Annotated in this window: 9 protein-coding genes; 2 read left to right on the forward strand and 7 right to left on the reverse strand. The window is 68.9% G+C overall.

What is annotated here, in order from left to right; all coding sequences use genetic code 11:
• Window positions 1-49: 49 nt before the first annotated feature.
• Window positions 50-1,456, forward strand: coding sequence for an NAD(P)H-quinone dehydrogenase (locus BLJ79_RS14725; protein ID WP_071215514.1), 1,407 nt, complete (start codon window positions 50-52; stop codon window positions 1,454-1,456).
• A 252-nt stretch (window positions 1,457-1,708) separates the two neighbouring features.
• Window positions 1,709-3,106, forward strand: coding sequence for an MFS transporter (locus tag BLJ79_RS14730; protein ID WP_071215515.1), 1,398 nt, complete (start codon window positions 1,709-1,711; stop codon window positions 3,104-3,106).
• A gap of 63 nt (window positions 3,107-3,169) precedes the next feature.
• Here BLJ79_RS14730 and BLJ79_RS14735 read toward each other — a convergent pair whose 3' ends face one another.
• The 7 genes from BLJ79_RS14735 to BLJ79_RS14765 all read right to left on the reverse strand — a co-directional run bounded on the left by BLJ79_RS14735 (window position 3,170) and on the right by BLJ79_RS14765 (window position 12,725).
• On the reverse strand, window positions 3,170-3,706 hold the full coding sequence (locus BLJ79_RS14735; protein WP_217641915.1) for a DinB family protein: 537 nt from the start codon (window positions 3,704-3,706) through the stop codon (window positions 3,170-3,172).
• Window positions 3,707-3,883: 177 nt separating this feature from the next.
• The gene (locus tag BLJ79_RS14740) at window positions 3,884-5,650 is read right to left on the reverse strand and encodes an acetyl/propionyl/methylcrotonyl-CoA carboxylase subunit alpha (protein WP_071215516.1); all 1,767 of its coding nucleotides are present in this window, start codon (window positions 5,648-5,650) and stop codon (window positions 3,884-3,886) included.
• Window positions 5,651-5,861: 211 nt separating this feature from the next.
• Window positions 5,862-6,083: a hypothetical protein gene (locus tag BLJ79_RS14745; protein WP_071215517.1), complete on the reverse strand. Its 222-nt coding sequence runs from the start codon at window positions 6,081-6,083 to the stop codon at window positions 5,862-5,864.
• A 193-nt stretch (window positions 6,084-6,276) separates the two neighbouring features.
• Window positions 6,277-6,990, reverse strand: coding sequence for a nucleoside triphosphate pyrophosphatase (locus BLJ79_RS14750; protein WP_083411333.1), 714 nt, complete (start codon window positions 6,988-6,990; stop codon window positions 6,277-6,279).
• Window positions 6,987-10,475 carry an MMPL family transporter gene (locus BLJ79_RS14755; RefSeq protein ID WP_071215518.1) on the reverse strand — a complete coding sequence of 1,163 codons (3,489 nt, stop codon included), beginning with the start codon at window positions 10,473-10,475 and terminating at the stop codon, window positions 6,987-6,989. The genes BLJ79_RS14750 and BLJ79_RS14755 overlap by 4 nt, the downstream gene beginning before the upstream one ends.
• Before the next feature lie 6 nt (window positions 10,476-10,481).
• Window positions 10,482-11,126: a TetR/AcrR family transcriptional regulator gene (locus BLJ79_RS14760; protein ID WP_071215519.1), complete on the reverse strand. Its 645-nt coding sequence runs from the start codon at window positions 11,124-11,126 to the stop codon at window positions 10,482-10,484.
• 201 nt (window positions 11,127-11,327) lie between these two features.
• Complete coding sequence (locus BLJ79_RS14765; protein WP_071215520.1) at window positions 11,328-12,725, reverse strand: dicarboxylate/amino acid:cation symporter; 1,398 nt, start codon at window positions 12,723-12,725, stop codon at window positions 11,328-11,330.
• Between the last annotated feature and the right edge of the window lie 230 nt (window positions 12,726-12,955).

Consider the following 12,955-nt stretch of genomic DNA (forward strand, 5'->3'; position numbering starts at 1 on the left):
AGCGTGTGCGTTGTGCACTTAACCGCGCGGTAGGGAAGAATGGGGGATCGTGAGTGCACAACGCGATTTCAATTCCCCCAGGCTTGTAATTCTCGGCGGTGGCCCCGGTGGCTACGAGGCCGCGATGGTTGGCGCCCAACTCGGCGCCCAGGTCACCATCGTCGAACGGGCGGGGATGGGAGGCTCGGCCGTGCTGACCGACGTCGTCCCGTCCAAGACCCTCGTGGCCACGGCCGACGCCATGCGCCGGGTGGTCGGGGCACGCGAATTCGGCGTCCAGCTCGGGGATGCCAATGCCGTAGCCGTGGCCGACCTCTCGGTCATGAACGCCCGCCTGCTGGAGCTGGCCCGCGAGCAGTCCTCGGACATCCACGTGGGCCTGGAGCGCGTCGGGGTGCGCGTGGTCATCGGCGAGGGCAAGCTGCTCGACGCCTCCCGGGTCGAGGTCTCCCGTGCCGACGGCAGCACCGAGACCATCGAGGCCGACGCGCTGCTGGTTTCCGTTGGCGCCCACCCGCGCGAGCTGCCCACCGCGATTCCTGACGGGGAACGCATCTTCAACTGGACCCAGGTCTACAACCTCAAGGAAATCCCCGAGCACCTGATCGTCGTCGGTTCCGGTGTCACCGGTGCAGAATTCGCCTCGGCCTACAACCTCTTGGGCACCAAGGTCACCCTGGTCTCCTCGCGCGACCGCGTGCTTCCCGGCGAGGATGCCGACGCCGCCGAGGTCCTCGAGGAGGCCTTCAAGCTCAACGGCGTCAACGTCGTGGCCAAGTCCCGCGCCGAAGCCGTGGAACGCGACGGCGACACCGTCAGGGTCACCCTGGGCGACGGCCAGGTCATCGTGGGCAGCCACTGCCTGGTGGCCGTCGGCTCGATCCCCAACACCGCCGGCATCGGGCTGGAGGAGGCCGGCATCAAGCTCTCCGAGTCCGGCCACATCCAGGTCGACGGCGTGTCGCGCACCACCGCCACCAACGTCTACGCCGCGGGCGACTGCACCGGGGTGTTCGCGCTGGCCTCGGTCTCCGCGATGCAGGGCCGCATTGCCATGGCGCACCTCCTGGGCGACTCGGTCAAGCCGCTGAAGCTCAACGAGGTTTCCTCCAACATCTTCACCTCCCCGGAAATCGCCACCGTCGGCGTCACCGAGCGGATGGTCGACGAGGGCAAGTACCAGGCCGACATCATCAAGCTGGACCTGGCGACCAATGCCCGGGCCAAGATGATGAACGTGACCCAGGGCTTCGTGAAGATCATTGCGCGCCGCGGCTCCGGAACCGTCATCGGCGGCGTGGTGGTCGCCCCGCGCGCCTCCGAGCTGATCTTCCCGATCGCGTTGGCGGTGCACAACAAGCTGCACGTCGATGACATTGCCGAGACCTTCTCGGTCTACCCCTCGCTTTCGGGCTCCATCTCCGAGGCGGCCCGCCGCCTCCACGTCCACCTCTAGGGACCTTCCGCCGGTACGCCGGAACCGTGGCCGAACCGCCGCAATGTGCGCCAACCTTGGGGCCCGTTGCGGCGGTTCGTTCCCTTTAAGCCCGGGTTCGGGGCCGCCCCCCGTGGCATGCTGGGGGCTCGGAACGGGTGAGACCCACAGTACACTTGTCCAAATAGTGGAAGGACTGTCCGAAGGGTGGACGTCCAGCCTAAACTTGACTCCTAGTAACTTGCAGGAACCCACCAAGAGAATCACGAGCCCATGTCCAACAAGACCGCGGTCGTCGCACCGAAGGAAAACACACGCGGACGCGTGTTGTTTGCCAGCCTCATCGGCACCACCATTGAATTTTTCGACTTCTACGCCTATGCGACCGCATCGGTGCTGGTTTTCCCGACGCTGTTCTTCCCGAACGCCTCGAACGTCAACGCGATCCTGTCCTCGTTCGCGATCTTCGGCGTGGCCTTCGTGGCCCGCCCGGTGGGCTCGGTGCTCTTCGGGCACTTCGGCGACAAGATCGGCCGCAAGGGCACCCTGGTGGCCTCGCTGCTGCTGATGGGCATCGCCACCTTCCTGATCGGCTTCCTGCCCCCGGCGCAGGGAAACTTCGTGGTGCTGGCGCCGCTGATGCTGGTGCTGCTGCGCTTCGCCCAGGGCCTGGCCCTCGGCGGGGAATGGTCCGGTGCCGCGTTGCTGGCCACCGAGAACGCCCCGGCCAACAAGCGCGCCATCTACGGCACGTTCCCGCAGCTGGGCGCGCCGATCGGCTTCATCATCGCCAACCTGATGTTCGTGGGCCTGCAGCTGGGCCTGACCCCGGAGCAGTTCATGTCCTGGGGCTGGCGCGTGCCGTTCATCCTCTCGGCCGTGATGGTGGCCGTGGGCCTGTGGGTCCGCCTGAAGCTGGTCGAGTCCGTGGCCTTCACGAAGGTCGTTGACCAGAAGAAGGTCGCCAAGTCCCCGTTCAAGACCACCATGAAGTACCACTGGCGCCCGGTGCTCGCCGGCACCTTCATCATGCTGGCCACCTACGTGCTCTTCTACCTGATGACCGCCTTCACGCTGACCTACGGCACCGCCCCTGCCACCGTCGAGGCCGCCCGCGCCGCGGCCGAGGCCAAGGGCAAGGTCTTCGACGCCGCTGCCGAGGCCGCCTTTGCCCCGGGCCTGGGCATCGCCCGCCCCGAGTTCCTCACGATGCTGATCATCGGCGTGGTCTTCTTCGGCATCTTCACCATGGTCTCCGGGCCGCTGGCCGAGAAGTTCGGCCGCCGCAAGTTCCTGATGTACGTGACCGGCGGCATCCTCGTCTTCGGCCTGGCCTGGACCCTGATGTTCGGCCCCGGCAAGGGCGCGGCCATGGTCGGCCTGGTCGTCGGCTTCACGCTGATGGGTGCGACGTTCGGCCCGATGGCCGCCTACCTGCCCGAGCTGTTCCCGTCGAACGTGCGCTACACCGGCTCGGCCATCGCCTACAACATGTCCTCGGTCATCGGCGCGGCACCGGCCTCGTTCGTGGCCATCGCGCTGTGGCAGTTCGGCGGCGGCAACACCGTCTGGGTCGGCGCCTACCTGGCGCTCGGCGCGGTGCTCACGCTCGTCGCCCTGTTCCTGACCAAGGACACCAAGGACGTCGACTACGAGAACAACGTCTCCTAGCGACAACTGCCGACGCTGCCCGCCCTCCCCACGGAGGGCGGGCAGCGTGCGTTGACGCCGGGGCTACTCGCCCACGGTCCCGTCGAGGCATTCGCGCAGCAGGTCCGCGTGTCCGTTGTGCCGGGAGTACTCCTCGATGAGGTGCACCAGGATCCAGCGCACAGACACCATCCCGTGGTGCCCGGCCTCCACCGCACGCTCCAGCGGCTCCGAGCCCAGTGCGGCATCGGCGAAGGCCGTCTCGGCCTTCCAGGCGGCGAGGGGCAGCTCCACCATCCGGTCATCGGGCTCCGGGAAGTCGAAGTCGGTGTCGTTTCCGTCCGGGCCCCAGTACAGCGGCGGCGCCGGGTCGCCGGCCAGGCACGTGCGGACCCAGAATCGTTCCACATCGCCCAGGTGCCGCACCAGGCCCAGTAGGGACAACCCGGAGGGCAGCACCGCGCGGGTGCCCAGCGCCGTCGCGGTGAGCCCCGCGCACTTGAGCTCCAGGGTGCGGCGCTGGTAGTCCAGGAACGCCAGCAGCGTCTCGCGCTCGCTGGCGCACGGTGGCGGGTCGGTGCGCGGGTCCGGTGCGCCCGCCGCCTTCATTTCTGCCGTCATGGCCACCAGCCTAGGGCCCGTCACCCGTTCCGTGGGCGAAGGCCCGCTCGGATGCCCGGCGGGAACCCGGCGCCACCGCGCCGGCCCAACAAGGGGGTGGCCGGGCAACGCAACGGGGCGGCCCGGCCTTCGCATGGAAGACCGGGCCGCCCCGTTCGGTGCGGTGTGCGGGCGTGGTCAGTCGCCGATGGAGGCCAGCACGGCCCCTGCCGAGACGGTGTCGCCCGGAACGGCGCTGAGCCCGGAGACCACGCCGTCGCAGTGCGCGGTCAGCGGCTGTTCCATCTTCATGGCCTCCAGGACCACGATCAAATCTCCCTCGGAGACGGTGTCACCGTCGGCCACGGCCACCTTGACGATGGTGCCCTGCATGGGGGAGACCAGGTCCGCCCCGGAGCTGCCGGCGGCGGCGGTGGAACGCGAGGAGCGCTTCTTCTTCCGCGTCTTGCCGTTGGACGAGGAGGACACGGTGCCCAGGGACGCGGGCAGCACGACCTCCAGGCGCTTGCCGCCGACCTCGACGGTGATGGCGTTGCGGCCCTCGTCCTCACCGGGGGTGCCGGCGGTGGCGGGGTCCCAGGCGGGGATCTCGTTGGAGAACTCGGTCTCGATCCAGCGGGTGTGGATGGAGAACGGGCCCGACTCCGGGGTGAACGCCGGATCGGCCATCACTGCGCGGTGGAAGGGCAGCACCGTGGGCATGCCCTCGATGCGGAACTCGTCCAGTGCGCGGCGGGCGCGGGCGGCGGCCTGGGCGCGGGTGGCGCCGGTGACGATGAGCTTGGCGATCATCGAGTCGAAGTTCCCCGAGACGGTTTCCCCGGCCTCGACGCCCGAGTCGATGCGCACGCCCGGCCCGGTGGGCAGGTTCATGGTGGTGATGGTGCCCGGCGCCGGCATGAAGCCGCGCCCGGCGTCCTCGCCGTTGATGCGGAACTCGAAGGAGTGCCCGCGCACCTCGGGGTCGGTGTAGCCCAGCTCCTCGCCGCGGGCCAGCCGGAACTGCTCGCACACCAGATCGATGCCGGTGACTTCCTCGGAGATGGTGTGCTCGACCTGCAGGCGGGTGTTGACCTCCAGGAAGGAGATGACCCCGTCCTGGCCCACGAGGAACTCGCAGGTGCCCGCTCCCACGTAGCCGGCCTCGCGCATGATGGCCTTGGACGCCTCGTAGAGGCGGGCGTTCTGCTCGTCGGTGAGGAACGGCGCGGGGGCCTCCTCGACGAGCTTCTGGTTGCGGCGCTGCAGCGAGCAGTCGCGGGTGGAAACCACCACGACGTTGCCGTGCGCATCGGCCAGGCACTGGGTCTCCACGTGGCGCGGGGCATCCAGGAAGCGTTCGACGAAGCACTCGCCGCGCCCGAAGGCGGCAACCGCCTCGCGGACCGCCGAGTCGTAGGACTCCGCGATCTCCTCGCGGTTGCGCACGACCTTGATGCCGCGCCCGCCGCCGCCGTAGGCGGCCTTGATGGCCAGCGGCAGCCCGTGCTCATCGGCGAAGGCCAGCACCTCGTCGGTGGATGCGACCGGGTCCTTGGTCCCGGGCACCAGCGGTGCGCCGACCTTTTCGGCCAGGTGGCGGGCCCGGACCTTGTCGCCGAGCTGGTCGATGGCCGACGGAGGCGGGCCGATCCAGGTCAGCCCTGCGTCGATGACGGCCTGGGCGAAGATGGCGTTCTCCGCCAGGAATCCGTAGCCCGGGTGCACCGAGTCCGCGCCGGAGCGCTTGGCGACCTCGAGGATCTTGGTGATGTCCAGGTAGGACTCCGCGGCGGTGGAACCGCCCAGGGAGTAGGCCTCGTCGGCCAGGCGGGAATGCAAGGCATCGCGGTCCGGTTCGGCGTACACGGCAACCGATCCAATCCCCTCATCGCGGGCGGCGCGGATGATGCGTACGGCGATTTCTCCGCGATTGGCGATGAGAACCTTCGTCAACTGACTCATGGCAGGGGTTATCTCCTTAAATATGCTCTTGTGGAGCCTACCTGCGTTTGTGGGATGTGCACCCCCAAAACCCCCTGTGTCGGGAGTAGGTCGTGATTTCTTTGTAGGAGTTCTACAAGGGACCGCCGTTGCGGCAACTGCTGCGGCACGTGTTGCGAAGCGGCCCGGAGCCGCCCGTTGCGGCCGGTGGCTCCCGCGGCCCGGGAGGCGCCTATGCCTGCGCCCGGGCCTTCCTTCGGCCGGCGGCGCTCGTTGATGCCCGCGCCGCGCCGAGCATGGCCCCCATCGAGGAGCCCATGGCGACCATTCCGGCGCTGTCCTTGAGCAGCCCGCAGGCGACCAGGACCGCCATGCAGGCGATTCCCGCGGCGAAGTCGGTCCAAGCGTACTGCGCTCCGTAGCTGCGGCCCTGGGTGCTGTTCCTGGTGTCCATGGGGGGGTGGTCCTCCTGGTTGGCGTGTTCACCAAGCCCAGAAAATACTTTCCATTGATGAAAGTAGTTTCTGGAATTATTTCAGGTCCCGTCGCGCGAGGGACCTGTTGCGGGCGTTCGGTGCCTACCTTGGCGGGTTAACCGCCCGAGGGGCCCGCACCGGTGCGGGCCCCTCGGAGCGTGCAAGGCGTGGCTAGACCCAGACGTCGGAGATCGACAGCCCGGCCTCGTGCAGCAGCTCGCGCAGCGTGGCCACGTTCAGCCCGATCACGGTGTGCGGGTTGCCCTCGATGCCTCGGATGAAGGCCGCCCCGCGCCCGTCGATGGTGAACCCGCCGGCGCACGGCAGCGGCTCTCCGGTGGCAACGTAGGCGGCGATCTCCTCCGCATCGACCTGCTCGAAGTCCACGCGGGTGGAGGAGACGGCGCCGATGGTCGCCCCGGACCCGCCGTCCTCGTCTTCCTCGGAGCGGTTGTCGATGAGCCAGTGCCCGGTGTGCAGGATCCCGGACTTCCCGCTCATCGCCGCCCAGCGCTCGGTGGCGACTTCCGCGGTGTGCGGCTTGCCGTAGATGACGCCCTCGAATTCGAAGACCGAGTCGCAGCCCAGCACCACCGCACCGTCGGCCTCATCCGTGGAGGCGACGTCCTCGGCCTTGGACTTGGCCAGCAGCAGCGCGGTGTCCGCCGGGCCCAGCTCGCCGAAGCGCTGGACGGCGCTGGCCAGTGCCGCGTCCTCGTCGACCGCGGAGACCTGGACGGCGAAGTCGATGCCGGCGTCGGTGAGCACCTTGGCCCGTCCCGGGGAGGCCGAGGCCAGCACCAGCAAGGGCAGGTCCTCGGGATTCTCGATTTCACCGCGCGGATCGGTGGCGGCGTTGGCGCTGGGGTTCAGGTTCTGGCTCATGCATCAACCGTATCCCGGGCCGAGGGCGCCTGCGGCCCGTGCCCGTCGCCGCGGCCCGTATCCGGTGCCCCGGACCCTTCCTGCCCGTCGGCGGCGAGCGCGGCGATCTTGGCGCCCTCCACGTCCACGTCCGGCAGGATCCGATCCAGCCAGCGCGGGATGTACCAGGCGCGGTGCCCCAGCAGGTGCATGATCGCCGGGGTCAGCGTCATGCGCACGATGAACGCATCGAAGAGCACGCCGATGGCCAGCGAGAACCCGATGGCCCGGATCATCGTCAGGTGCGAGAACACGAACCCGGCGAACACCGAGGTCATGATCAGCGCCGCGGCGGTGACCACCGGCGCGGAGTGGGCGAAGCCCGAGCGCACCGCGGCGCGCGCCGGCTGCCCGTGCGCGAAGGACTCGCGCATGCCGGCCACCAGGAACACCTGGTAGTCCATGGCCAGCCCGAACAGGATGCCGGTGAGCAGGATCGGCAGGAAGCTCATGATCGGCCCCGGCACGTTCACGTCGAAGAAGCCGCCCAGCCAACCGAACTGGTAGACCGCGACGGTGGCGCCGAAGGCGGCCAGCAGCGAGAGCAGGAAGCCCGCGGTGGCCAGCAGCGGCACCACGACCGAGCGGAAGACCAGCAGCAGCAGGACCAACGAGAGCCCCACGACGATGCCGATGTACATCGGCAGCGCCTCGGCGAGCTTCTCCGAGACGTCCACCTGCGCGGCGACCTGTCCGGTCACCGCAATGTGGGCACCGGTCGCCTGCTCGATTCCCGGGGCCGCGTCGCGCAGCGCGTGCACCAGGGCCTCGGTTTCGGCGCTGGCCGGCCCCGCATCCGGGATCACCTGGATCGCTCCGAGGTTCCGCGCGTCGTTGACCTGCACCGGGATCGCCGCCACGACGCCCGGGATGTTGCGCACGGCGTCGGCAACATCGAGGTTCGCCGCATCCGCGCCGCGGGCATCCAGCCCGGCCGGCAGGTCGGCAAGCACTAGCAGCGGGCCGTTGTAACCGGCCCCGAACGCGTCGCTCATCTGCTCGTACGCCTTGTAGGCGCCCGAATCCACCGGTTCGGCGCTGCCGTCGGGCAGCGCGGTGCGCAGCTGCAGGGCCGGCAGTGCCACGATGGCCAGGAGTGCGATGGACGCGATGGCGGCGATCCACGGGCGGCGGGTGACCACCGCGCCCCAGCCGCGGTTGCCCGCGTCGTTGCGCGGGGCCCGGGTCTGCGCCGCGCCGGCCGCATCCCGGCGGGCCCAGGCCCCCTTGGACACCAGCTTCGTGCCGATGAACCCCAGCAGCGCCGGGGTCAGCGTGATCGCGATCAGCACCGCCATCATCACGGTGAACGCGGCGGAGAAGCCCAGCACGGCCAGGAACGGGAGCCCCGGCACGGCCAGCGCGGACAGGGCGATGACCACGGTCAGCCCGGCAAACACCACGGCGTTGCCGCTGGTGCCGGTGGCCCGGGCGATGGATTCGCCCAGCGGCACGCCCTCCAACAGCTGGCGGCGGTGCCGGTGCACGATGAACAGCGAGTAGTCGATGCCCACCGCCAACCCCAGCATCAGCGCCAGGGCAGGGGTGATCGAGGCCATGTCGATGAGCGAGGACAGCGCGAGGGTTCCGCCGACGCCGGCGCCCACGCCGAGCACCGCCATGAGCAGCGGCAGCCCGGCGGCGACCAGCGTGCCGAGCATGACCAGCAGCACCGCGGCGGCCACGGCCAGGCCGATGATTTCCGCGGCCCCGAAGATCGAGGAAAGGTCCTGCAGGATCTCCTTGGAGAAGAGCACCTCGACGCCGGCGGCCTCGGGCGCCGCGGCAATGGACTGGATGTCGGCGCGCTGCGCGGTGGAAAGCGCGTCGGTCGAGCCGACGAAGGTCACGTGCGCCACGGCGGTGGAACCGTCCGCGGAGATGAAGCGCATGCCCGCCGAGGCGCCGGCCTGGCGTTCGGCGAACGCCAGTTCGGCGCGACCCGCGGCCAGGTCCTTGGCGCCGGTCTCAAGCTTCTCCTCGGCGTCGGGCAGCGCCGCGGTCTTCTCGTCCACGGTCTTTTGCCCGGCGAGAAGCTTGGCCTGGTTCTCCTCGATGGTCTTCTGGCCCGCGGCCAGCTTGGCGGCATTGGCGTCGATCTCGGCCTGCCCGGCACTCAACTGCGCCCGGCCGGCGGAGATCTTCGCCGCTGCGGACTGGATCCTGGAGCGGTTGGCGGCCAGCTCCTTGGCCCCGGCGTCCAGTTTCGCCTTGGCTGCGGGAAGCTTCGCGGCGCCCGCCTCCAGCTCGGCCTGCTTGGCCTTCAGCGTCGCCTGCCCTGTGGCCAGTTCCTTGGCCCCGGCATCGAGCTTCGCCTTCGCGGCGTCCAGGGCCTTCAGGCCCTCGAGGCCCTGGGTGACCTGGGCGAGGGTGCCTTCCAGGGATTCCTTCTGCTTGAGCAGCTCGGATTTTTGCCCGTTCAGGGTTGCGAGCGTTTCCTCGAACGTGGCGATGTCCTGCTCGGCGGCCTGCTTCTTCGCGTCGGTGTCGGCGTTCGTGAGCGCCGTCTTCGCGGCTTGGAGTTGCTGCTTCGTCCCGGCGATCAGGGTGTCGAGGTCCTTGATTCCCGCATCCAGCGTGGCCAGCCCGGCGGTGGCCTGCTGCTTGCCGGCTGCCAGCTGCTTCTCCACGGTGGCGCGGGACTGGCCCTTGAGGATGGCCTTCATGCCGGCGTCGTGCTGCGCCCGTCCGGTTGCCAGGTCCTTGGCGGCGGTATCGAGCTTGGCCTGCCCGGTGGCCAGTGCCTTGCGGCCCTCTGCGATCTGCTTGGCCCCGGCCTGGTACTCGCGGTTGCCCGCGTCCCACTTCTTTTGCCCGGCCGCCAGCTGACTCTGCCCGCTCTTGAGCGCGGCGGCGCCGGTGGCCAGTTCCTTGGCCGCTGCATCGAGCTTCGCCTGTCCCGCGGCCAGTTGCGTGCGGCCTTCGGCGAGTTCCTTCTTGGCATCGCCCAGCTGCACGCGCCCGGAGTCGAGGCCGTCCTGCGCCTCGGCCAGCTGCTTCTTGCCCTCGGCCAGTTGTTTCTTGCCGTCGGCCAGCTGCGTGGCGGCGTCGTCGAGCTTGGCCTGCCCATCGGCGAGATTCGGCCTGGCCTCGTCGAGCTGTTTTTGCAGCGCGAAGGGCTTGGCGACCTCGGTGATCTCGGACTGGGAGGCCAGGTCTTCCAGCGAGGATTCGATGGCCCGGTGCTGGGCGGGGCTCAGCACCTCGCCGTCCTGGGTGCGGAAGACGATGGACCCGGTGCCGCCGGCCAGCTCGGGCATCTCGACCTTCATCCGGTCCAGCGTGCGCTGGGTTTCGGTGCCGGGGATGGTGAAGGTGTTGGACAGCTTGCCCATGAAGGCGCCGGCGCACAGGCCGATGGCCAGCAGCAGGACGGCCCAGATGCCCACCACGGCCCAGCGCCTGCGGTAGGCCAGTGCACCCAGTCGGTAAAGGAAGGAAGCCATGGTCTTTTAGGCCTTTCGTGTGTGCTGTGCACGTTGTTGCAGGGAGGGGAAGCCGTCGCGCAATTGGGCGATGGCCTCGGCGAGGGTGGCGCGCAGCAGGTGCGTGCGGCGCGGATCGGCGGGGTCCGGGGTGGCGGCGAGTTCGCGGGACCACTGGGCGAAGGCGGCCTTGCCGGCGCCGATGACGCAGTGGGCGAAGACCGTGGCGGCCAGCGGGGTGCCCTGCGGTGCGCGGGCGGTGATGATCCCGGTGAGCGCCTCGGCGCAGTCGTTCCACGCCTCCAGCTGCATCCGGGCCATCTGCGGGTGCTCGGAGGCCAGCAGGTACAGGTTGGCGATGGGCTCGAGCAGTGCCGGGTCCACGAGGGATTCGACCGTCGTCACCGCGGCGGAGAGCAGGTCCAGCTCCGGGTCCAGCTCGTCGAGCACGGCCACGGCGTTTTCCAGCAAGAGCTTGGTCGGCTCGTTCAGGGCCGCCTCGATCGAGGGGAAGTAGTTGAAGAAGGTGCGGCGGGAGACCCCGGCGGCGTCGGCAACGGACTCGGCGGTCAGTGCGGCATAGCCGGCGGATTCCAGTTGGGCGAAGGCCGCCTGGACGATGGCTGCCCGGGTGGCGGCCTTGTTCAGTTCGCGCCGCGAGGGCGGGGGCATGGGGGAGTGGCTCACCTTTCTACACTACGTGCAAACTTGCATGCCGTGCAATTTTATTGGCGATTTCCCGCCGGCCCCATGACAGGGGGCAGTTCCCGGGCACAACAAAGGGCGGGCCGCCCGGCGCCCGGGGATGTTGCATCCCGGGAACCAGGCGACCCGCCCTGGTGAAAAAATCGTGACTACCGCACGGCGTTGCGGCTAATTGGCCCGGGCAGGCTGCGGCTCGCGCGCCTGGGCGTCGGTGGCCGCCTTGAACTCGTCGTTGAACGGGTCGCCGTGGCGCGGTGCGTTGTACAGCTCCTCGTCCAGGATGCCTTCGCGCTTGGCGACGATGGCCGGCACCAGGGCCTGCCCGGCGACGTTCACCGCGGTGCGGCCCATGTCAAGGATCGGGTCGACGGCCAGGATCAGTCCGACGCCTGCCAGCGGCAGTCCGACGGTGGACAGCGTCAAGGTCAACATGACCACCGCGCCGGTGGTTCCGGCCGTGGCTGCCGAGCCCAGCACCGAGACCATGGCGATCAGCAGGTAGTCGGTCAGGCCCAGGTCGATGCCGAAGAACTGGGCGACGAAGATCGCGGAGATCGCCGGATAGATCGCGGCGCAGCCGTCCATCTTGGTCGTGGCGCCCAGCGGCACGGCGAAGGAGGCATAGCCCGAGGGCACGCCCAGGTTGCGCTCGGTCACGCGCTGGGTCAGCGGCAGGGTGCCGATGGAGGAACGGGAGACGAAGGCCAGCTGCACGGCGGGCCAGACGCCGGAGAAGTACTGCTTGATGCTCAGGCCGTGGGCGCGGACCAGCACCGGGTAGAGGCCGAAGATCACCAGCGCCAGGCCGATGTAGATGGCCAGGGTGAACTTGCCCAGCGCGCCGATGGTGTCCCAGCCGTAGGTGGCCACGGCGTTGCCGATCAGGCCCACGGTGCCCAGCGGGGCCAGGCGGATGATCCACCAGAGGACCTTTTGGATGACGGCCAGGGTGGCGGCGGAGAAGTCCAGGAACGGGCGGGCGGCGTCGCCCACCTTGAGTGCCGCGATGCCCACGGTGATGGCAATGACCAGCACCTGCAGCACGTTGAAGCTGAGCGCGGTGGTCACATCCCCGCCCTCTGCAACCTTGGTCGTTGCGCCGAGGCCCAGGAAGTTCGACGGGATGAGCCCGATCAGGAATGCCCACCAGTCGCCGGTGCGCCCGTCGTATTCGGGAGGGGCGCTTTGTCCGGTGCCGGCGCCGGGGCGAAGCACGGTGCCCAGCACCATGCCGATGACTACCGAGATGGCCGAGGTGATGGCGAACCAGAGGATGGTCTGCCAGGCCAGGCGTGCCGCATTGGTCACCTTGGCCAAGTTGGCGATGGATGCCACGACCGCGAAGAAGATCAGTGGGATGACCGCCGCCTTGAGCAGCGAGATGTAGCTGGACCCGAGCGTGGCCAGCGTGGTGCCCAGTCCGGTCGGGGTGTCCGCGGTGTGGCCGGTGTACTTGGCCAGCAGGCCAAGACCAAGACCCAGGACCAGGGCAATGATGATTTGCGGGCCGAATGCGGTGGCCCAAGCGGGGATGCGCCTCGTGGGCGTCGTATTGGAGGTAGTCACGCTACGAAGCTAGGCGGTGGACCATAGCAAAGGATAGCCAGTATTGAGCAATGTTACGCAAAAGTCCTCCCCAGCGGTTTATTGCGGGGATTTTGTGTTCCATTACATAGCGGTGCGCCCCGGTGTTAAGCTGATCTTTCAAGCAATCGGTTTGTATGTTACTTGTTCGTGCCCGCGGTAAATGCAGGACGCAGGGCCCGATGAATCGCAGCTGGGGAACGGAGGCCGGA

Origin of the sequence: Arthrobacter sp. UCD-GKA, from assembly GCF_001863355.1 — a bacterium.
GTDB lineage: Bacteria > Actinomycetota > Actinomycetes > Actinomycetales > Micrococcaceae > Paeniglutamicibacter.